General features: G+C 62.0%; 17 protein-coding genes and 1 pseudogene. 6 read left to right on the top strand and 12 right to left on the bottom strand.

The window, feature by feature from the left end; translation table 11 throughout:
• Nucleotides 1–157, top strand: a pseudogene (locus AVJ23_RS23365) (IS3 family transposase); the annotation flags it as partial.
• Here AVJ23_RS23365 and AVJ23_RS17255 read toward each other — a convergent pair.
• From AVJ23_RS17255 to mutM, 9 genes are all read right to left on the bottom strand, one after another.
• Nucleotides 102–1,763, bottom strand: coding sequence for an AAA family ATPase (locus AVJ23_RS17255; RefSeq protein ID WP_240484703.1), 1,662 nt, complete (start codon nt 1,761–1,763; stop codon nt 102–104). The pseudogene AVJ23_RS23365 and the gene AVJ23_RS17255 sit on opposite strands and share 56 nt — an antisense overlap.
• Before the next feature lie 850 nt (nt 1,764–2,613).
• Entirely contained in the window at nt 2,614–5,031 is a 2,418-nt protein-coding gene (gene gyrB / locus AVJ23_RS17250; RefSeq protein WP_058863460.1) for a DNA topoisomerase (ATP-hydrolyzing) subunit B, read from the bottom strand.
• A 73-nt stretch (nt 5,032–5,104) separates the two neighbouring features.
• Nucleotides 5,105–6,211 (bottom strand): DNA replication/repair protein RecF, encoded by a 1,107-nt coding sequence (gene recF / locus AVJ23_RS17245; protein WP_058863459.1) that lies wholly within the window; start codon nt 6,209–6,211, stop codon nt 5,105–5,107.
• 76 nt (nt 6,212–6,287) lie between these two features.
• The gene (gene dnaN / locus AVJ23_RS17240) at nt 6,288–7,406 is read right to left on the bottom strand and encodes a DNA polymerase III subunit beta (RefSeq protein ID WP_058863458.1); all 1,119 of its coding nucleotides are present in this window, start codon (nt 7,404–7,406) and stop codon (nt 6,288–6,290) included.
• 154 nt (nt 7,407–7,560) lie between these two features.
• Nucleotides 7,561–8,919: a chromosomal replication initiator protein DnaA gene (gene dnaA / locus AVJ23_RS17235; RefSeq protein ID WP_058863457.1), complete on the bottom strand. Its 1,359-nt coding sequence runs from the start codon at nt 8,917–8,919 to the stop codon at nt 7,561–7,563.
• Between the two features lie 491 nt (nt 8,920–9,410).
• A complete protein-coding gene (rpsT, locus tag AVJ23_RS17230) occupies nt 9,411–9,674 on the bottom strand; it encodes a 30S ribosomal protein S20 (protein ID WP_058863456.1) in 264 nt (87 codons plus the stop codon).
• Between the two features lie 165 nt (nt 9,675–9,839).
• On the bottom strand, nt 9,840–10,919 hold the full coding sequence (locus AVJ23_RS17225; protein WP_058863455.1) for a DUF3616 domain-containing protein: 1,080 nt from the start codon (nt 10,917–10,919) through the stop codon (nt 9,840–9,842).
• 48 nt (nt 10,920–10,967) lie between these two features.
• On the bottom strand, nt 10,968–11,744 hold the full coding sequence (locus AVJ23_RS17220; protein ID WP_058863454.1) for an enoyl-CoA hydratase: 777 nt from the start codon (nt 11,742–11,744) through the stop codon (nt 10,968–10,970).
• Between the two features lie 64 nt (nt 11,745–11,808).
• The gene (mutM, locus tag AVJ23_RS17215) at nt 11,809–12,684 is read right to left on the bottom strand and encodes a bifunctional DNA-formamidopyrimidine glycosylase/DNA-(apurinic or apyrimidinic site) lyase (protein ID WP_058863453.1); all 876 of its coding nucleotides are present in this window, start codon (nt 12,682–12,684) and stop codon (nt 11,809–11,811) included.
• A 179-nt stretch (nt 12,685–12,863) separates the two neighbouring features.
• On the opposite strand from mutM, the gene ubiE reads away from it, so the two are divergent.
• Entirely contained in the window at nt 12,864–13,616 is a 753-nt protein-coding gene (gene ubiE, locus AVJ23_RS17210) for a bifunctional demethylmenaquinone methyltransferase/2-methoxy-6-polyprenyl-1,4-benzoquinol methylase UbiE (RefSeq protein ID WP_058863452.1), read from the top strand.
• Between the two features lies 1 nt (nt 13,617).
• On the top strand, nt 13,618–15,150 hold the full coding sequence (ubiB, locus tag AVJ23_RS17205; protein ID WP_058863451.1) for a 2-polyprenylphenol 6-hydroxylase: 1,533 nt from the start codon (nt 13,618–13,620) through the stop codon (nt 15,148–15,150).
• A 79-nt stretch (nt 15,151–15,229) separates the two neighbouring features.
• On the opposite strand, the gene AVJ23_RS17200 is transcribed toward ubiB, so the two are convergent.
• The 3 genes from AVJ23_RS17200 to AVJ23_RS22880 all read right to left on the bottom strand — a co-directional run bounded on the left by AVJ23_RS17200 (nt 15,230) and on the right by AVJ23_RS22880 (nt 17,771).
• Nucleotides 15,230–15,418: a hypothetical protein gene (locus tag AVJ23_RS17200; protein WP_058863450.1), complete on the bottom strand. Its 189-nt coding sequence runs from the start codon at nt 15,416–15,418 to the stop codon at nt 15,230–15,232.
• A gap of 392 nt (nt 15,419–15,810) precedes the next feature.
• Nucleotides 15,811–16,494 (bottom strand): flagellar hook capping FlgD N-terminal domain-containing protein, encoded by a 684-nt coding sequence (locus AVJ23_RS22325; RefSeq protein WP_084794695.1) that lies wholly within the window; start codon nt 16,492–16,494, stop codon nt 15,811–15,813.
• A 2-nt stretch (nt 16,495–16,496) separates the two neighbouring features.
• Nucleotides 16,497–17,771: a flagellar hook-length control protein FliK gene (locus AVJ23_RS22880; protein WP_157772699.1), complete on the bottom strand. Its 1,275-nt coding sequence runs from the start codon at nt 17,769–17,771 to the stop codon at nt 16,497–16,499.
• Nucleotides 17,772–17,879: 108 nt separating this feature from the next.
• Here AVJ23_RS22880 and AVJ23_RS22320 point away from each other — a divergent pair, with 108 nt between their 5' ends.
• The 3 genes from AVJ23_RS22320 (at nt 17,880) to AVJ23_RS17185 (ending at nt 20,000) form a co-directional block, all read left to right on the top strand.
• Nucleotides 17,880–18,149 carry a rod-binding protein gene (locus AVJ23_RS22320; RefSeq protein WP_084794703.1) on the top strand — a complete coding sequence of 90 codons (270 nt, stop codon included), beginning with the start codon at nt 17,880–17,882 and terminating at the stop codon, nt 18,147–18,149.
• Complete coding sequence (locus AVJ23_RS17190; RefSeq protein ID WP_058863448.1) at nt 18,142–18,489, top strand: hypothetical protein; 348 nt, start codon at nt 18,142–18,144, stop codon at nt 18,487–18,489. The genes AVJ23_RS22320 and AVJ23_RS17190 overlap by 8 nt, the downstream gene beginning before the upstream one ends.
• 212 nt (nt 18,490–18,701) lie before the next feature.
• Nucleotides 18,702–20,000 (top strand): flagellin N-terminal helical domain-containing protein, encoded by a 1,299-nt coding sequence (locus AVJ23_RS17185; RefSeq protein ID WP_058863447.1) that lies wholly within the window; start codon nt 18,702–18,704, stop codon nt 19,998–20,000.
• The last annotated feature ends 70 nt before the right edge of the window (nt 20,001–20,070 follow it).

The raw sequence follows: 20,070 nt of genomic DNA, 5'->3' as shown, positions 1-20,070 counted from the left end.
ATACTACAACACCCACCGGTACCATGAGAGCCTCGGGAACCTGACGCCGGCCGACGTCTACTACGGCCGGGGTGACCAGATCCTGCAACAGCGAGAGGAGATCAAACGGAAAACCATGCTCGCTCGGCGCTTGCGCCACGAAACTGCAAACGCATAGCATTAATCAGCGGTGAGCCAGGGCCTCCAGCCTGGAAAGCCCTCAAGCGTCCCAAATTACCTGACGACGGACACTTGTTGTGACGACGTAGCTCGTATCCTCCGTCGACCGCAAATATCGTCAGCTCACCGTGGCCCAGGTAGGCGCGAACAAGCTTCGTGATCTGGTCGGCGGCCGGGCCATGGGTCCGCACCTTGGCACTGAGTTCAGCAATATCGCCTTCCAGCGTGCGGATCTCTTCTTCTAAAGAGCTCACGCGACCATTCGCTTCTTCCAGCGAATTTTTGAGCGCGGCGTAGTTCTCGTGCCCTTCGGCCAGATAGTGCTTCTTGATGGCCTCGCGGGCGCCGTCTTGGCGTTTAGCAAAATCCGCAGACGCTTCGTTGTGCTCGCTGACAACGGCATTTTGCACAGCGATGGCTTCCTTGAGGGCTTCGCTCCGTGCCGCGATCTGATCGGGGCTCGGCAGATCATGCGTAATGGGTGTGGTTGGCTGTTCCACACGGGCAGAGAGAATGCGGCACGCTTCCTCGATGACAGGGACAAAGTCGTTCAGGAAGCTGTCCGTGTCATGGCGAGCGGTAGCGTAACGCTCCGCAAGCTGCAATTCGAGTTCGGCAGTCTTGGGCCAAGCGTCTGAAGCGGATCGGATCTCGGTCAGAAGTATTGAAGCCTTCGCGCCCGCGTCTTTCAACTCTCCAAGCAGCTTCGAGAGCCGGTCGTCCAGTGCCTGAGCGAGTTTCTGTTTTCGAGCGTCACTGATCGTGTTGCCGCATAGCAGGCAATTTTCCAGGTCGTTCGCGCTGTGAAAATCATGACCGGTCTTCAGCCAAGGAACCATAGCAGGGTGGTTTTCCATTTCGTCCAGCACCACCGTCCCAATACTCAGCTCAGCGAAGTGCCGTGCGCCTTCCACCGTTTTCCGAATGGCATCAACTTCTATTGAGATGGCATTCAGAGCCGGCGGCGGCGCTGTGAGGCGGGCTACATCGACAAGAGCAGTGAGGGCTTCAGCCTCCAACCTCGCGTCTTTGTCGTATGATAGCGTTTCATAGTCCTTCTCCGGCTGTCTGGCCTCGTACCTGCGGTTGCCCAGATGCAGCGATGCCGCAACCAGCTTGGCCCGTTCTGTTCGGTAGTTCTTGAGCGCCTTTTCGCGCTCGTCAGCAATTTTTTTGTCTGCGTCCCGTGACCGCTCTTTGTCCGCGAGTGTCTGCTGAGCAGCACTGAGTTCGGCCGCAAGATCGGACTGTTCTTCACTAATATAAAAAATCGACGATGCGCGGCCTTCTTTCCACTCCAAATTTCGCGCGATGAAATCCTCATTGAATACGCGGACGTGGCTGTCAAGGCCTCCCAGTGCGTTTGGAGCCTTGAACGTTGCGCCGCCATCGAGTGCACTCTCAAAGCTGCAGCCTGACGGAAGATTTCCGTGATGCTTCCCATCCTCAAGGCAGGCAAATAATCTCGACAACGTGCTCTTGCCGGATCCATTGAAACCGTAAACGAGATTAAACTGGCGGAATGGGGGCATGTCTTCTCGTGCAGCTTTATCTGCCAAGACGCCGACGCCGCTCAGCGTCTTTATCGTGGCAATTGCAGCCATGCACGCCACCCTTCCTGCACATTTTGCGCCAATGCCGGCTCATCGCATTCGAGAGTATCAAAGTGCCTCGTGATTGGAATCCCCCTTGTAGCATATGGAGATGATTGGGGGTTCCGGTCTCGCCCTTGCGTCAAGACCGCCCTGTCTTCTTCCCAAGCCGAAACCGGCCGTTCGCGCATGCAGCAGCGAATGTCCGCTTCCCGCCCTTCGTGTCGGAGGTTGGTCGGATGCTGGTTGAGGAATGAATATCGACGAATAGCTGTCTCAACCATTTCAGGCGCAGTTGGCGGATAGCCGACTTTTCGCTTCATCTGAGGGATGGGCGTCTGCTTCAAATGAACGGAAAGGAGGGTCGCGACTGGTATCGCGCGAGCACGTGAAGCTCTGCGGCACTCGCATGCCTGCGGTGTCGGCCTTCCGGTCCGTTCCCGGACCGGTGGAGATCTGGTTTGCGGTGATTGCGGCGAGACCCAGCAGGTCTGTCCCTGTTGCGAAGCAGGAGGGCTGGTCGAACGGCGCGGCCGCTATGGAGCATTTCTCGGCTGTGTGTTTCCCAGACTGTGATGGCAGAGCCAAGCTAACGAAGAGCGCATGACATGCTGACAGAGCGCGCCTTAGCCCGCTGGCGGACCAGTGATGGGCAATGCGACATGGCAAGGTTCAACAAGGGTTGAGCCGGAAGCCGTCGCAGTGGCCCAATGGAAGTGATAATCGGCCAAGGCCCATTTGCTCCGCTCTCACTGGCGCCACATTAAGCCTCTAAGAACAGGGCAATTTTTCTGGCATCCGCGCCCCTGTGACGCGAAAAAATATGCGTGCCACGAAAAAATGCCTGCTCACCTACACTCCCTCAGAAATCAAGGTTCTCCACGTTCAGCGCGTTCTGCTGGATGAAATCGCGGCGGGGTTCGACGACGTCGCCCATGAGCTTGGTGAAAAGGTCGTCCGCCTCGGTGATGTCGGCGATGTTGACGCGCAGCAGGGTGCGGGCGTCGGGGTCGAGCGTGGTTTCCCAGAGCTGGTCGGGGTTCATCTCGCCCAGGCCCTTGTAGCGCTGCAGCGACAGGCCCTTCTCGCCCTCGTCGAGGATCGCGCGGAGCAGCTCCAGCGGGCCGTGGATCAACTGCCGGCGCTCCTTGCGCTCCAGCATGGCGGGCGTGTTGTAGACCGATTGCAGGCTCTGCGTGAAGCTGCCGGTCTTGCGCGCCTCGCCCGAGCGCAGCATCGGCCCGTCCAGCGTGCGCACCTCTTCGACACCGCGCAAGATCCGGGCCAGCCGGATGCCCTTGTCCTGGGTGATCCGGCCCATCCAGCCGCGTTCGTATTCCAGCGCCACGAGATCGAGCCGCGCGGCCACCTTGTCGGCCACGCCCTGCAGGTCGGCCTCCACCGCGCCGGGCACGAAGGCGCCGGCAATCGCGGCCTGTTCGAGGATGTGGCGCGGGTAATGCGTCGGGAAGGCTTCGAGCACGCGGCGCAGCTGCCGTGCCTCGTCGACCACGCGGGCAAGATCCTGCCCGATGATCACCTCGCCCGAGCCGAGCTTCAGCTGCGCGCCATCGACGCCCTGCTGGATCAGGTAGTCATCCAGCGCGCCCTGGTCCTTGAGATAGACCTCGGACTTGCCGCGCGCGACCTTGAAGAGCGGCGGCTGCGCGATGTAGAGATAGCCGCCCTCGATCAGCTCGGGCATCTGCCGGTAGAAGAAGGTCAGCAGCAGCGTCCGGATATGCGCGCCGTCCACGTCGGCATCGGTCATGATGATGATCTTGTGGTAGCGCAGCTTGGAGATGTCGAACTCGTCCCGCCCGATGCCGGTGCCCAGCGCCATGACGAGGTTGCCGATCTCCTGGCTGCCCAGCATCCGGTCGAAGCGCGCGCGCTCTACGTTCAGGATCTTGCCCCGCAGCGGCAGGATCGCCTGGGTGCGCCGGTCGCGCCCGGTCTGGGCCGAACCGCCCGCGCTGTCGCCCTCGACGAGGAACAGCTCGGTCTTGGAGGCATCCTTCTCGGAGCAATCCTTCAGCTTGGCGGCGTTGAAGCTGACATCCATGGCGGTCTTGCGGCGGGTCAGTTCGCGCGCCTTGCGGGCGGCCTCGCGGGCCAGCGCGGCCTCGACGATCTTGCCGACGATGCCGCGCGCCTCGGCCGGGTGCTCCTCGAACCATTCCGAGAGCTTCTCGTTCATTAGCCCCTCGACCGCGGGGCGCACCTCGGAGCTGACCAGCTTGTCCTTGGTCTGGCTCGAGAACTTGGGATCAGGCACCTTGACCGACAGCACCGCGGTCAGCCCCTCGCGCGCATCGTCGCCGGTGAAACTGACCTTCTCGCGCTTGGATATGCCGGTCTCGGTGGCGTATTTCTGGATCGTGCGGGTCAGGGCGCCGCGGAACCCCGCCATATGCGTGCCGCCATCGCGCTGGGGAATGTTGTTGGTGAAGGGCAGCACCGTCTCGTGGTAGCTGTCATTCCACCACATGGCGATCTCGACACCGATCCCGTCCCGCTCACCGGTCATGTAGACCGGCTCGGGCATCACCGCCTGCTTGGAGCGGTCGAGGAACTTGACGAATTCGCGCACGCCGCCCTCGAAATACAGCTCGCTCTTCAGCGGCTCGGCGGGGCGCGCATCTTCTAGGATGATGCGGACGCCGGAATTCAGGAAGGCCAGTTCGCGCAGGCGCTTCTCGAGCGTCTCGAACTTGTAGTCGAGATTCGAGAACGTGTCGGTCGAGGCGAGGAAGCGCACCTCGGTCCCGGTCTCGCCCTCGGCATCGCCGGTCACCCGCAGATGCTCGACCGTCTCGCCATGTTCGAACCGCGCGTAATGCGCCTTGCCGTCGCGCCAGATGCGCAGTTCCAGCCAGACCGACAGCGCATTGACCACCGAGACGCCGACGCCGTGCAGCCCGCCCGAGACCTTGTAGGAGTTCTGGTCGAACTTCCCGCCCGCATGCAGCTGGGTCATGATGACCTCGGCGGCCGAGACCCCCTCGCCCGCATGCAGGTCCACCGGGATCCCGCGGCCATTGTCGCGCACGCTGACGCTGTTGTCGGCATGCAGTTTCACATGGACGTAATCGGCATGGCCGGCCAGCGCCTCGTCGATGCCGTTATCCACGACCTCGTACACCATGTGGTGCAGGCCCGAGCCGTCATCCGTGTCCCCGATATACATGCCGGGACGCTTGCGCACGGCCTCAAGACCCTTGAGAACCTTGATGGAATCCGCGCCGTACTCGTTGGGTGTGCCTGCGGGTTCGGACATGCCGCCTTCCTTTGTTATTATGCTGCGGGTTATAGCGGCTCGCCAGGGCATTGTCACGCGGATGACACGGGTTTCAGGGCGCCGATCCGGCCCCCGAGACGCGCGATTCGCCGCTCTCTTCGGTGACCTCCAGCATCTGCGCCCGCGCGCCCAGCTCGGCGAACAGCTCGGGCCCCGTCCCCGTCAGCCAGGCCTGCGCGCCCAGCGCGCAGATCTCGTCGTAAAGCGCCGCGCGCCGCCCGGCATCGAGATGCGCCGCCACCTCGTCCAGCAGCAGGATGGGCGGCGCACCGATATCACCCGCCAGCGCCCGCGCATTGGCCAGGATCAGTGACAGCAACAGCGCCTTCTGCTCCCCGGTCGAGCTCTCCGCGGCCGGCACCCCCTTGGCGGCGAACACGCCGTAAAGATCGGTCCGGTGCGGCCCGACCAAAGTGCGCCCGGCCGCGATGTCGCGGAACCGGCTCTCCTCCAGCGCGTGACGCAGGTCGGTCTCCGTCTCCGGCATGGCGCCCTCGGACTGCACCAGCTCCAGTTCCACCGCCGGAAAGGCGGTCGTGGCATCGGCCTGTGCACGGGCCAGCCGCAGCAGTGCCGCTTGCCGGTTGGCATTGAGCGCCGCACCGCTGCGCGCCATCTGCGCCTCCAGCGCGCGGTACCAGTGCCCGTCCCGCACCTGCTCCTTGAGCAGCCGGTTGCGCTCGCGCATGGCCTTCTCGTAATCCAGCGCCAGCTGCGCGTGATCGGGAAAGAAGCTCAGCGTGGTGCGGTCGAGGAACCGACGCCGCCCCTCGGCCCCCTCGATCCACAGCCGGTCCATCGCCGGGATCAGCCAGAGCGTCCGTGCCAGCCGCCCCAGGGCGATCTGGCTGGCCGGTTTCCCGTCGATCTCGACCTGCCGCGCAGACCCGCCCTCCGAGACGAACCCGATCTCGTGCAGACCCGTCGCGCCGCGGATCTCGCCCGTGACTTTCCAGCCAAGGCTTTCCGGGCGCCGCGCCATGTCCTGCGCCGCGGCCCGGCGCAGGCCGCGCCCGGGCGAGAACAGCGACACCGCCTCGATCAGGTTGGTCTTGCCCGTCCCGTTCGGCCCGAAGATCGCCACGGGCCGCGCATCGAGCGCCAGCGCAACGCGCTTGTGCGAGCGGAAATGCGACAGGGTCAGCCGCGACAGGTACATCGCCCCTCGTCTTTCATCTTTCCGCAAATACTCCCGCCGGAGGCGTCCGACGGGCCGGCTCCGCGCCGCGGCCGGGTCAGACGCGCATCGGCATGACCACGTAGACCGCGCTGGTATCGCTGCCCTCGCGCATCAGGGTCGGGTCGCCGGACGAGTTGAACAGGAACACCGCGTTCTCGCGATCGACCTGGCTGGCGATCTCCAGCAGGTATTTCGCGTTGAACCCGATCTCCAGCCGCTCGTCGCCATAGGCCACGGCCAGCTCTTCCTCGGCATTCCCGCTGTCCGGCGCATTGACCGACAGGACCAGCCGATCCTCGTCCAGCTGCATCTTCACCGCGCGCGAGCGTTCCGAGCTGACCGTCGCCACGCGGTCCACCGCCTTGGCGAAATCGCTCGCATCCACTTCCAGCTTGCGGGAATTGCCCTGCGGGATGACCCGGGTGTAATCCGGGAAGGTGCCGTCGATCACCTTCGAGGTCAGCGTGATGTCCGGCGTGGCAAAGCGCACCTTGGTCTCCGAGACCGAGACCGCGATCTCCATCTCGTCATCGTCCAAGAGCTTGCGCAGCTCGCCCACGGTCTTGCGCGGCACGATCACGCCCGGCATCTCTTCGGCGCCCGCGGGCAGGGCAGCGTCGATCCGCGCCAGGCGGTGGCCGTCCGTCGCCACGCAGCGCAGCACGCGGCCATCCTCGCTGTCGGAGACATGCATGTAGACGCCGTTCAGGTAGTAGCGCGTCTCCTCGGTCGAGATGGCGAATTTCGACTTGTCGAACAGCCGCCGCAGCACATCGGCCCTTGCCTTGAAATTCGTGCCGTATTCCGACGAGGCCATCACGGGGAAGTCCTCTTTCGGCAAGGTCGCCAGCGAGAAGTTCGACCGCCCCGCCGAGACCGTCAGCCGGCCCGCCGCCTCGTCGCTGGCCAGCACGACCAGCGCACCGTCGGGCAGCTTGCGCACGATCTCGTGCAAGGTCACCGCCGAGACGGTGGTGCCGCCGGCCTTCTCGACCTGCGCATTCGCCCGATCCAGCACCTCGATGTCCAGATCGGTGGCCCGGAAGGAGACGGTGTCGCCTTCGGCCTCGATCAGCACATTGGCCAGGATCGGGATCGTGTTGCGCCGCTCGACAACGGATTGCGCCTGCGCGACCGCGCGCAGCAGCGTCGCCCGTTCCATGCTGATCTTCATCGACCATCCCTCCGCACCGCCGGGAGGGACACCCTAGTTGCAGGATGCCCGCGCTCCAAGCCCTTTTCTTGGAGTCTTCCGACGGTTTTTCCATAGCGTCAAGGGATTGCGGCCCTTTGCTGCGCCTGCGGACCGCAAGTGTTGTGAGCCGGGCTCAGGCCTCGAGCGCGCGGCGCAGCATCTCGACATCCTCGTCGATCTGCCCGTCCTGCTGGCGCAGCTCCTCGATGCGGCGCACCCCGTGCATCACGGTGGTGTGGTCGCGCCCTCCGAAGCGGCGCCCGATCTCGGGCAGCGATCGGCTGGTCAGCTGCTTGCACAGGTACATGGCCACCTGCCGCGGGCGGGCAAAGTTGCGCACCCGCTTGGGCCCGATCATGTCGCTGAGGCGGATGTTGTAATGCTCGGCCACCTTGCGCTGGATCTCGTCGATCGAGACCTTGCGCTCGGAGGCGCGCAGCACGTCGGCCAGGCTGTCCTGCACCAGATCCATGTTGATCGGCTTGCCCACCAGCGAAGCAAAGGCGAAGAGCCGGGTCAGCGCGCCTTCCAGCACGCGAACATTGGTGCTGATCCGGTGGGCCAGGAATTCCAGGACGCCGTCCTCGATCACCAGCCCCGGGTACAGCGTGCGGTAGCTGTCGACCTTGGATTGCAGGATGCCCAGACGCAGTTCGTAATCGGTGGGGTGCAGGTCCACCACCAGCCCCGATTGCAGGCGCGAGCGGATGCGGTTCTCGAGATCCTTGATCTCGTCCGGGGCGCGGTCGGCCGAGATGATGATCTGCTTGTTCTGGTCGACCAGCGCGTTGAACGTGTGGAAGAATTCTTCCTGCGTGCTGTCCTTGCCGGCGATGAACTGCACGTCATCGACCATCAGCACGTCGACCGAGCGGAACATCTCCTTGAAATCCATCATCCGGCGTTCGCGCAGGGCCTGCACGAACCGGTACATGAACTGCTCGGCCGACAGGTAGAGCACGGTCAGGTGCGGATTGCGGACGCTCATCTCCCAGGCGATGGCATGCATCAGGTGCGTCTTGCCCAGTCCGACGCCGCCATACAGGAAAAGCGGGTTGAAGGTGACCGGGCCGCCCTCGGCCACGCGCTTGGCCGCGGCGTGGGCCAGCTCGTTCGGCTTGCCGACGACGAAACTGTCAAAGGTGAAGCGCTTGTCCAGCGGCGCGCTCGGCAGTTCGGGCTTGGCGGCCTGGGCCGGCGCCGGGGTCTCCTCCGCCGGGGCTTGCGCGGGGGGCTCGGGCGCCTCGTCGCGGGCCACGTCGAAGGCCACCCGGCGCACGTTGCGATCCACGCGCGAGATCTGCGCCAGCAGCATGTCGCCATAGTTCCGCGAGACGTAGTTTCCGAAGAAGTTGGTCGGCGCCTGCAGCGTCACGACGCCATCATCCGATTTCCCGACAAAGCGCAGTGGTTCGATCCACGTTCTGTAGTTATTTTCGCCCATCGTCTTGCAAATGTCGTCCTGCAAGTCGCCCCATTGCTCTTTGGTCATCTGTCCCCGGTTCCTGTATGTTTTCCCCACCCGGGCCTGCACCCGGAACGCGCCACAAGACAGGGCGGAAGACACAGGACACGCATCCCACGCGAGCAGTCGCATGAGCGGAGCAACAGAGTTGCCCTATCGTCGGACGACATGGCTCTCGTCCCCAAACAACGAGAGCGATACCGTCACGACACGGTCTGTATCTTGGACATGGCCAGGAAAAATCCTGAACACCGCGACACCCTGCATGCAGCGCATGGTGTCGAACGTGATGTCCCAAAGCCCCCCAATACAGCCTTGAGACCGGCAGCCTGTCCCCCCTGCGACGTGACTCGCTTGGGGAAATTAGCAAGGCCGCGACAGGGGCGGCAACTGTTCTTCAACCTTGACTCTCGAATATTCAGAAAAGAATCTACGTCCACCATATGCTGTTGGACCAACGCAAACGGCCGCCACATCTAGTGGCGGCCGTTGCAAAAAGGCACAGGTTCCCGCGAGAATTATCCCAGCGATTTCACGCGCGAGGAGAGGCGCGAAATCTTGCGCGACGCGGTGTTCTTGTGGAAGATTCCCTTGCTCACACCGCGCATCAGCTCGGGCTGTGCGGCTTGCAGCGCGGCCTGCGCGGCGGCCTTGTCACCCGAGGCGATCGCCTCTTCGACCTGGCGCAGGAAGGTGCGGATGCGCGAGCGACGCGCCTTGTTCACTGCCGCGCGCTTTTCGTTCTGACGTGCGCGCTTCTTGGCCTGGGGCGAATTTGCCATGTCGATCCGGTCCTTTGTATCCGTGTCTGGGTCTGCGCGACGCCGCGACAGTGCCGACACGAGGGTCGGACCGATTCTTGCCTGAGCGGGCATCACGCGCATGTATGACGGGCGCCTATAGCGGCTTGCGCGCCCGTTGCAAAGCCCCTTGTCGGGAATTCCCGGTCAAAAGCGCCAGATATCTGCCGTGACGGATTGGCCCCTGTCCGAGACGCGCCTCTCCGCCGGCGAATCGTAGACCACCATCCAGCCCGGCTTGCGCTTGCCATGGGCGGGCCAGTGCACCAACCCCTCGGGGTGGTCGTGCATTCCGCGATAGGGCAGGTCCAGCGCATGATCGACCTCGCCCGGCGCCAGCACGCCCGAGCGCGCATGGTCCAGCGCATCGGGCCAGCGCAACACCGCGGCCGGCCCGTCCCCCGCCATGGTGGGGCCGGTCAGGATCAGCAGGTCGTCGCCGTCAAAGGCAAGGTCGCGGATCCCTTGCCCGGCCGTCGGGACCAGGTGCTTGCGATAACGCCGTCCGCCCTCGATCTTGCGCGGCTTCAGGAAACCGTCGCGGGTGCGCTTCATCTCCAAGTCGAGGATCACGGCATGGCCGCGCAGCACCGGACCGCGCAACCCCAGCAGCACCCGCATGTCGCGCGCGACGATCCCCTCGATATCGAGACCGTTCTCCTTCGATGGCAGGTCGAGGAACGGGTCGAGATGCGGATCACCACGCAACCATCGGATCAGCTTGGGCGACGTGCGCTTGAGCTCGATACAGGCCGCGCGGCGCGTGCCGTCGATGGCCACGGGCACCACGCCGCCATCATGTTCGACCAGCGGGAAACGTCCGAGAAACCAGCGGTTGGGATCGCGCGCGATCCGGGTCATCCGGTCCAGCGCCTTCTTGGCGCTCTTGTCCGGTCGCTTGGCCTTCTTGCGTTTCAGGGAGTGCGAGCCCGCGACCCAGAGCCAGTCTCCGTCGCAATGCAGCCCTTCGATATCCATCTCGCCATCGGGCCCGTCCGGCAGGTCGATCAGCTGTCCAAGGTTGAAATGCCGATGGTCACCCCAGTCATCGGGACCAATTCGGGTGAGGCGATCAACGCCGGCGGTCTCGTCGCAGGTGACCAGAAGGCTGTCCTTCCAGCGGGTTGCGGTGGACAGGTCGCGATGCAGCGGATCATCCACGTGGCGCAGCACATCGCGCGACTGGAAATGCAGGGTGATGGTCCGCTCGGGGCTTTGGTCTGGCATGGAACCTCCTTGCCAGACTTTACGCGGCGCCCCGCCGCCGGGTTCCGCCTAGCGGTCGCGGAACTGCGCGGTGCGCTTTTCCATGAAGGCGGCCATGCCTTCCTTCTGATCCTCGGTCGCGAACAGCGCGTGGAACAGGCGGCGCTCGAACAGCAGCCCCTCAGACAGCGTGGTCTCATAGGCGCGGTTGACCGCCTCCTTGGCCGCCATCGTGCTAGGGATCGACTTCTCGGCGATCTTGTCGGCCGCGGCGCGCGCCTCTTCCATCAGTTTCTTGGCCGGCACGACCCGGCTGACGAGGCCCGAGCGCTCGGCCTCCTCGGCATCCATGAAACGGCCGGTCAGGTTCATGTCCATCGCCTTGGACTTGCCGATGAAGCGCGTCAGGCGCTGGGTGCCGCCCAGGCCCGCGATGACGCCAAGGTTGATCTCGGGCTGGCCGAACTTGGCGGTGTCGGCCGCGATGATGAAATCGCACATCATCGCCAGCTCGCAACCGCCGCCCAGTGCGTAACCCGCGACCGCCGCGATCACCGGCTTGCGGGTCGAGGTGATCGCCCGCCCCTCGCCGCCGAAGAAATCCGACAGGAACATGTCGACATAGCTCTTCTCGGACATCTCCTTGATGTCCGCCCCCGCGGCAAAGGCCTTGGCCGAGCCGGTCAGGATGATGCACCGCACCTTGTCGTTGCGGTCGGCTTCGGCCAGCGCCGTGCCGAGTTCGCGCAGCAGATGCGAGTTGAGAGCGTTCAACGCATCGGGCCGGTTGAGTTTGATCGTGGCGACGTGGTCTTCTACTTCGACGATGATCGTCTCATAGGCCATTGGGTCGGGCTCCGTCCGTTTCCGTCAGGCGCCAAGCCTTAGCACTTCGTGGTCCCGGATCAAGCTATCTTTGGCATAGTCCGCAATAGAAGCTCGACCGTCCCGATTGCACGATCCGGCGCACCGGAGCGCCACATTCCGGCGTCCGGCAGGGCTGCCCCTCTCGGCCGTAGACATCGAAGCTGTGCTGGAAATATCCAAGCTCGCCATCGGCTTGGCGGTAATCCCTGAGCGACGAGCCGCCTGCCGCGATGGCGTCGGCCAGCACGTCGCGGATGATCGGCACCAGCCCCGCCAGCCGCGCCTCCGAGATGCGCCGGGCCTTGCGCGCCGGGTGGATGCCGCCGCGGAACAGCGCCTCGCAGACATAGATATTGCCCAGCCCGGCGACCACGCGCTGGTCCAGAAGCGCCGATTTGATGGGCGTGTTGCGCGGCTTCAGCGCCGCGACAAGGTAGGATTCGCTGAACGCGTTGCCCAGCGGCTCGGGCCCGAGATGGGCGATCAGCGGATGCTGCTCGGCCAGGTCGGTGGCCATCAGGTCCATCGCCCCGAAGCGGCGCGGATCGTTGAAGGTGACGCGCGCGCCCTGCCCCATCTCCAGCACCACGTGGTCGTGTTTCTGCGGCGCGGGGTGGGCATGCACAAACTGCCCCACGCTTTCGGCGAGCCCGCGCGCCCCGGGATCGGCCGAGATCAACATGCGCCCGGACATGCCCAGGTGGATCAGAAGCGTCTCGGCGGTCGAGAGATCGGCAAGGATGTACTTGGACCGCCGCCGCAGGCGCAGGACGCGCGCGCCGGTCAGCCGCTCGGCCATGCGGTCGGGAAACGGCCAGCGCAGGTCGGGCCGGTTCACATGTGCGACACGGATCACCTGCCCCTCCATCACGGGAGACAGGCCGCGGCGTACGGTTTCGACTTCGGGCAGTTCGGGCATCGGGTCCGGCCTTGGTTCAGCGCTTCCCAGATAGGCCCGGCACCGGGTCGGCGCAATCTCTGCCCGGGGCCCGACAGATGCCGGGCGCGCGCGCTTTGCGCGGATTTGACCGTTTGTGTCTTGCCCTGCCGGGTTTTAAGGACAACTCCGACCTCAGGATGGCTCGAACGGAAGTTTTCATGACCGACCGCCCAGACGACACCACCCATTTCGGCTTTCAGGATGTGCCCGCGTCGGAAAAGGCCGGCCGCGTGCAGGGCGTGTTCCGCTCGGTCGCGTCCAAGTATGACGTGATGAACGACGCCATGTCCTTCGGCATCCATCGCCTCTGGAAGGACGCCATGATGGACTGGCTGGCGCCGCGACAGGGCCAGCGCCTGCTCGACGTGGCCGGCGGCACCGGCGATATCGCCTTCCGCTTTCTCAAGCGCGCCGGGCACGCACAGGCCGTGGTGCTGGACCTGACCGAGCCGATGCTGGTCGAGGGGCGCAAGCGCGCCGAGGCCGATGCCATGTCCGACCAGCTGGACTGGGTGGTGGGCGACGCGATGGCCCTGCCCTTTCCCGACAACAGCTTCGACGTCTACACGATCTCCTTCGGCATCCGGAACGTCACCCGCCCCGAAGACGCGCTACGCGAGGCCTATCGTGTGCTGCGCCCGGGCGGCCGCCTGATGGTTCTGGAATTCAGCCAGATCCCGAACGAGCTGATGCAATGGGCCTATGATCTCTATTCCTTCCATATCATCCCGCGCATGGGGCAGGTGATCGCCGGGGATCGCGACAGCTACCAGTATCTCGTGGAATCGATCCGCAAGTTCCCCGACCAGGACAGCTTTCTCGCCATGATCCGCGCCGCGGGCTTCGAGAATGCCAAGTACCGCAACCTGACCATGGGCGTGGCCTGCCTGCATTCCGGCTGGAAGATCTGAGGTGCGCGGGCCGCACAATATCTGGCGCCTGATCCAGACGGGCGCGACGCTGGAACGCACGGGCGCGATGAAAGTGGTGCTTGACGCGTTCGAGGCGCCCGCGCCGCTGCGCATCACCGCCCGCGTGCTGGGCTGGCCGTTCAAGTGGCTGGGCGACGAGGGCGACCCCTCGACCCCGCCCGCGGTGCGCGCGCTCACCGCGCTGGGGCCGGCCTACATCAAGTTCGGCCAGATCCTGTCCACCCGGCCCGACGTGGTAGGCGACGACATGGCCCGACAGTTGCGGGTCCTGCAGGACAAGCTGCCGCCCTTCTCGGTCACAACGGCCAAGGCGCAGGTGGAGGCCGAGCTTGACACCCCGGTCGACACGGTGTTCGACGATTTCTCGGAACCCGTGGCCGCTGCCTCCATCGCGCAGGTTCACAAGGCCCGGCTGGCCAATACCGGCGAGACGGTCGCGGTCAAGGTGCTGCGCCCGGGAATCGAGCGCGCCTTTCGCAAGGATATCGACGCGTTCTATTTCGCCGCCGGCATGATCGAGCTGCTGTCGCCCTCCTCGCGCCGATTGCGCCCGCGCGAAGTGATCGCCCATTTCGAGGGCGTGGTCATGGGCGAGCTCGACCTACGACTCGAGGCCGCCGCCGCCAGCCAGTTCGCCGCCAATACCGAGGCCGATGCGGGGTTCCAGCTGCCGGTGGTGAAATGGCCCTATTGCGGGCGCCGGGTGATGACCATGTCCTGGGCCGAGGGCGTCCCGCTGGGCGACAATGACGCCATCGACGCCGCCGGTCACAACCGGGTGGTGTTGTCGGAACGCGTGTTGCAGCTGTTCCTGAACCATGCGCTGCGGGATGGCTATTTCCACGCGGACATGCACCAGGGCAACCTCAAGGTCGCCGCCAATGGCGACATCATCGCCTATGACTTCGGGATCATGGGCTATATCGACGAGTACACCCGCAGGGTCTATGCCGAGATCCTGTTCGGTTTCATCCGGCGCGACTACCAGCGCGTCGCCGAAGTGCATTTCGAAGCCGGCTACGTGCCGGCCGACCAGGACGTGCAGGAATTCTCGCGGGCCCTGCGTGCCGTGGGCGAGCCGATCTTTGGCATGGATGCCACGCGAATCTCGATGGGCAAACTGCTGGCCTACCTGTTCGAGGTGACCGAGCGATTTGGCATGGAGACACGGACCGAGCTGATTCTCCTGCAACGCACGATGGTCGTGGTTGAAGGCGTCGCCCGGTCGCTCGACCCAAAGATGAATATCTGGAAGGTGGCGCAGCCGGTTGTCGAGCAGTACATCAAGCAATCCATCGGACCGCGCGCGGTCGCCAGTGACCTGCGCCAGGCCGCGCAGGTGCTCGCACGCTTCGGCCCCCGCCTGCCGCAACTGATCGAGGCGGCACTCATCCGGCAGGGCCAGGCCGAAGCGTCGCCCACGCCGCGCCCTTGGCGGGGACGGGCCGCCTGGGCATTGATCGGTGCGGGCATGGGGGCGGCGGTCACCTTCGCCGTAGCCACGCTGGCCTGACGTTTAACTCTTTATTCCAGAAAGAAAAACGGCGGCCAAATGACCGCCGTTCCTGAGCATTGCGGTGCTGACCCGCAGATCAGTCGGTGCCCGAGGACGCCGCGATCGCGATGACAACAGCGATGCCGCCGATGATCGCCAGAGCCGGGATGCCGGCGCCAGCGGTGGTCACGAACGGATCCTGCGTGGTGTTTTCCTGAGCAGCCACCGGCGCGGCCGTGGCGGTTGCGATCGCTGCAGCGGCAGCAATGATCGAAAGCTTTTTCATAATTCTCTCCAGACAGTACAGGTTGGGACGCGGCACGCCCGACACTTTCAAGCTTATACAGGGGAAAACCCTGGTTCAAACGACAAAATTGCCGTGAGCTGCAGGCGCAAGCGCTCCAACACCAAGACGATGCAAATTGGCAACATTTTTGCCAAAATAATGAGCGTCTCAGGTATCGCCACGGCTGCTGCGGCAAAAATTTATTTGATTTCAGTGGTTAAGCTTGATTATCCTGCCTAGGTTGAGGAAACAACACAAGGTGATCGATCGCCCCAGAGAGATAGGATCGGAATTCTCTGCTTTCGACACGTTCGGCCTGGACAGTTGCTCTTTGCGGTGACGCTTGACAGACAACATTATTGAAATAATATGCTTTTCGAGCCGCGTCAGCTTCAAAGAAGTTCTGCAGAGCGGAGACCTTCTACGAAGCTAGGCTCTATTTCTGTGCCGCTACTGAGTCGGATCATGACTTGGCCGTCGACACTACGCACTTCTTCAACCTTCTCGTAAACGGCCGCGCGCTTCGTCTCCAACAAGGAATCGCCCGAATAGCTCTCCACCTCAAATCGATAACTCCCTGAAGGCAGGCTGCGCCCATCCATGGTTGTTCCCGACCAGAGAACTCGGTCTTCCCCAACCTCCACGTTCAGGCGCTGTACCGGGTCTCCGTTTTCGTTTCGCACGATCAAGATTGATCGATCCGCATTCTCTGCGAAGTCGGGAAACACGGTAAACGGGCTTCCATCGAAACGAACAGGCGCGCGAACCAACGCTTCCTTTCCAATCCAGTTTCCGAAATGCTGAAGGTCATTACCTCCAATCCGTACCCCAAGTTCTTTTAGTAAGTCGTTTGTCAGGACCTGTTGCTCGACCGAAGAAAAGGTCGCCAATTGCGTGGCGTATTCGGTCGACTCCACCGGGTTCAGCGGATCCTGATTCTGAACCTGAGCCGTCAACATCCGTAAGAAGGTCTCGAAGTCCGAGTTGAGCTTAGTGCCGGATGTGGCGCTACTGTCCACACCTGTTGAAGATACAACTTCTGGAAGAGATGGTGGGAGTGCCTGTATTTCGGTCATCTTCAAATCCTTACTTCAAACCCGTTGGCAAAATTTTTCGGCGCTAGCAACAATTTACTATCGCTAGTGGTCTCATTTACGCTTTCCAGCAGACCCCCATTCTCAGAATTAGGTCTATGTATTGAATAATTTCTGCCAAACTCAATATCAAATCCCTCCACTCCCGTGTCCAAAAGATTCTGGAGAAGGACTCTTACATTTTTCCGAAGCAACTTCAGTGTTTCAAGTCTCTGGGCTTCAATTTTTAAAGTTATCCGCTTACCCCTTGAAACCCTTATGAAGATAGATCCAAGCTCCTTGGGAGACAGCCGAACTTCTATAGCGTCCTTTACTACAGCATCTTTATTTTCCACCCTCCTTCGTATCGCGTTTTCAATTCCAGCCATATTCAGGCAATTCGCTTGTCCTGATAGCCTGTTTATTTTTCTTTTGGACGCAGCGTTGTTCATTAACATCTGGTCGCCGATCATTAGATCTGAAATCAAAACGGCACCTTTCTTTTCAATCCTTGGCAGATCTTTGCCGCTCTTTCTTCTCACAAAAAACTCAGCCGGAGTGTTGTCTGAGACAGTAGGATTGGTTTGGTATTTTGACTCAACCTCTGGCCTGAAAACGTCCGTTCTGTGCTCTAGAGGAGTGTAAAGCCCTCGTCCCAAGTGTGTCACTACTTCGCGAGTTTCTATTTCTACTTCTGGGTCGATAGCTTTATCAGGATCCAAGTTGGAGGCTTTCTGGACCTCCAACTTAATACTTTGGTTCATTTCCCTAGAGCGAGTGAACCCTCTGGGGATTTCAACAAAGGCATTTGGGCTTTGAAGGCGTTCCAGTTCACTACCTTGATTTTCCCTGCGTGCTACGCAGTTGCTGCCAGCACAAAAAAGATTCACGAGTTTAGACATGATATCTGATGAAAACCTAAAAATATCATGAGACGCATAGCTATAACTATCTGCCCCACTCACCTTTGCGTTATCTGGAAATTGCGCACTGCCCTCATGGAGACTTATTAAATTGAAGCTTTGTACATTACCTGATTCATTAAACTTATTCATTTTCTCCATACTGCTTGCTTTTAGGAGTTCTTGCGGGGAGGGCACTTCAATTCTGAACCCTACTGGCTCTCGTGGGCCTATGTTCCTCCAATATATACCAGAAAACCCATGCGTCGGATCCTCTAAATGGGCAAGATAGGGATTTCCTCCTTCCCTCTGCTGTTCGTTGTCCTTCGCTTCAGGTCCAGCCAGCGGTGGTAGCGCTTTGGTCAAGAGGTTCAGCATGTTCGCTCCAGGAGTTCTTCCTCGGGCGCTGGTTTAACGCTAGATCCTTACTCGTTCTTTACCGTCTACGAGGTAATGCTCCGAAACCAACTTGAATTGGAGCTATTGATGATCGTCTCTCACCCTGTACCCCATCTGATACAAAACGCTCACGCAAGGTTGCACGAAAAATCTGAACAGCTTGAAGCAGTGTTCTTGGCCGAAATGTTGAAGTCGGCAGGGGTAGGCAAGACACCAGACGCCTTCGGCGGCGGCATCGGCGAAGATCACTTCGCCTCCTTCCTGCGCCAGGAGCAGGCTCAGAATTTGGCTGCACGGGGTGGTATCGGCCTGGCGGAAGCACTTTTTGACAGCCTGAAGGGGCACGACCATGACTGACCCCAAGATCGAAAATCGGTTGAAAGCCTTGATCGCAGAGGAACGGCGCGCCTTGATGAAAGGCCAATTCGACCGGATCTCTGAAATCATCGAAGAAAAGCGGGCACTTACCCAGCATCTGCAGACCGCACGCTTACCTCCGAAGCGGGCGAGTGAACTCAAGGATGGGTTACGTCGGAATCAGGAGCTTTACGACCAAGCGTTGGCCGGAATTCGAAACGTTGCCAGCAGGCTTGGCGATCTCAACCGTCTGCGCCGCTCGATGGATACTTATGATCGGCAGGGGCAAAAGCAGACCATCGACGCCCCTGTCTCCAACGCGTTGGAGCGCCGTGCGTGAGGAGATCCGGCAAATCGTAGCAATTTGGTCGGCTCGGTTTAGCGTATCGTTAGCACATGACGGTCAGGTTGGCGCTGCACCCAAGACGGGTGGCGCAGACTGGCCGAATGACAGGGGTCTGCAACCGTCAGAAAGACGTCAGAGCGGCCGCCCGAGCGCGGCCAAAGCAACGGGCGCTGAAGGGCGCCGAACGTGAAGCAAGGATGACAATCATGTCCAGCATTCTGACGAATAACGGCGCCATGGTCGCGCTGCAGACCCTCAAGTCGATCAACAAGGGGCTGGCCGATACCCAGCAGCAGATCTCGACCGGCAAGCGCGTCGCGAGCGCCAAGGACAATTCGGCGGTCTGGGCGATCTCGAAGGTGATGGAAGCCGATGTCAAAGGCTTCAAGGGGATTTCCGACAGCCTGAATCTCGGTCAATCCACTGTTTCGGTTGCGCGTCAGGCCGCCGAGACAACGACCAGCCTTCTGACCGACATCAAGGGCAAGATCGTCGCCGCACAGGAAGAGAATGTCGATCGCGACAAGATCCAGACCGATATCGACGCGCTGCGTAACCAGATTGCCGCCGTCGTAGGCGCTGCGCAATTCAACGGCCTGAACCTGCTCTCGAACACCGAACAGACCGCCGATTCGGGGTCCATCAACGTGCTTGCCTCGCTCGATCGCTCGGGCACCGGTGTGACCGCATCGGATATCAGCGTCGCGAAGCAGGATCTTGGCACCGGTGCTTCATCGATCGGTGGGGCCCTCACCGCGCTTGGCGCCGCTGCCAACAATATCGGGGGTTTCGGTGATGCCGCGGCTGCAGCTTTGACGGGTGCTGCGTCCGCGCCGACCGGTACGACGACCCTCGGTACCGCGGCAACCGACACGGTGGCCGCCGGAACAGGGTTCTCGATCGAGATCTCCGCCACGGCGGGCAATGGTCCCTCCAACACCACCGACCGCAATGACATCAAGTATGTCGCACGCGATGGCGATACCATGGCGGATGTCGCAGCCGGGCTGGCCGCTCAGTTCAACAAATATATCAAGGCCGATCTTGGTGCGGACAATGTCGGAACGATCGATGCCACGGCCAATGGGAACGAGATCACCTTTACCGGCATCGACAATGGCGGCGACAACTTCAGCGTCGCAGTACAGGAATATGCAGCAGATGCTGCTACAACAATCGGTGGCCGGCTCGAAGAGCTGAGCAATATCGACGTCACGACTCAGGCCGGGGCCGACAGCGCCATCGAAGAGATCGAGGGTTTGATCCAGACGGCCATCGACTCGGCATCGGCCTTCGGGTCCGTGCAGGGCCGGATCGAAACCCAGGCGGATTTCGTCTCGAACCTAACTGATGCCCTTAAGTCGGGCATCGGCACGCTGGTCGATGCCGACATGGAAGAAGCCTCGGCACGGCTGCAGGCACTCCAAGTACAACAGCAGCTGGGTGTTCAGGCGCTTTCGATCGCAAACCAGGCGCCCCAGTCGCTCCTGTCGCTCTTCCGCTGATTGGTAGTGCGGGGGCCGTATCCGGCCTCCGCATATCCCGATCCCCGTCTTTCTTAACCAGAAGGTTCTG

It is taken from the genome of Pseudoponticoccus marisrubri, assembly GCF_001482405.1.
Classification (GTDB): Bacteria; Pseudomonadota; Alphaproteobacteria; order Rhodobacterales; family Rhodobacteraceae; genus Pseudoponticoccus; species Pseudoponticoccus marisrubri.
The sequence above is the reverse complement of the archived record's forward strand: the minus strand, read 5'-3'. Positions and strand labels throughout refer to the sequence as shown.

Bases quoted from the DNA above. Each gene is read 5' to 3' on its own strand.
- AVJ23_RS17255 (WP_240484703.1), bottom strand. From the start codon at position 1,763: ATGGCTGCAATTGCCACGATAAAGACGCTGAGCGGCGTCGGCGTCTTG.
- gyrB (WP_058863460.1), bottom strand. From the start codon at position 5,031: ATGTCCGAACCCGCAGGCACACCCAACGAGTACGGCGCGGATTCCATC.
- recF (WP_058863459.1), bottom strand. From the start codon at position 6,211: ATGTACCTGTCGCGGCTGACCCTGTCGCATTTCCGCTCGCACAAGCGC.
- dnaN (WP_058863458.1), bottom strand. From the start codon at position 7,406: ATGAAGATCAGCATGGAACGGGCGACGCTGCTGCGCGCGGTCGCGCAG.
- dnaA (WP_058863457.1), bottom strand. From the start codon at position 8,919: ATGACCAAAGAGCAATGGGGCGACTTGCAGGACGACATTTGCAAGACG.
- rpsT (WP_058863456.1), bottom strand. From the start codon at position 9,674: ATGGCAAATTCGCCCCAGGCCAAGAAGCGCGCACGTCAGAACGAAAAG.
- AVJ23_RS17225 (WP_058863455.1), bottom strand. From the start codon at position 10,919: ATGCCAGACCAAAGCCCCGAGCGGACCATCACCCTGCATTTCCAGTCG.
- AVJ23_RS17220 (WP_058863454.1), bottom strand. From the start codon at position 11,744: ATGGCCTATGAGACGATCATCGTCGAAGTAGAAGACCACGTCGCCACG.
- mutM (WP_058863453.1), bottom strand. From the start codon at position 12,684: ATGCCCGAACTGCCCGAAGTCGAAACCGTACGCCGCGGCCTGTCTCCC.
- ubiE (WP_058863452.1), top strand. From the start codon at position 12,864: ATGACCGACCGCCCAGACGACACCACCCATTTCGGCTTTCAGGATGTG.
- AVJ23_RS17200 (WP_058863450.1), bottom strand. From the start codon at position 15,418: ATGAAAAAGCTTTCGATCATTGCTGCCGCTGCAGCGATCGCAACCGCC.
- AVJ23_RS22325 (WP_084794695.1), bottom strand. From the start codon at position 16,494: ATGACCGAAATACAGGCACTCCCACCATCTCTTCCAGAAGTTGTATCT.
- AVJ23_RS22880 (WP_157772699.1), bottom strand. From the start codon at position 17,771: ATGCTGAACCTCTTGACCAAAGCGCTACCACCGCTGGCTGGACCTGAA.
- AVJ23_RS22320 (WP_084794703.1), top strand. From the start codon at position 17,880: ATGATCGTCTCTCACCCTGTACCCCATCTGATACAAAACGCTCACGCA.
- AVJ23_RS17190 (WP_058863448.1), top strand. From the start codon at position 18,142: ATGACTGACCCCAAGATCGAAAATCGGTTGAAAGCCTTGATCGCAGAG.
- AVJ23_RS17185 (WP_058863447.1), top strand. From the start codon at position 18,702: ATGTCCAGCATTCTGACGAATAACGGCGCCATGGTCGCGCTGCAGACC.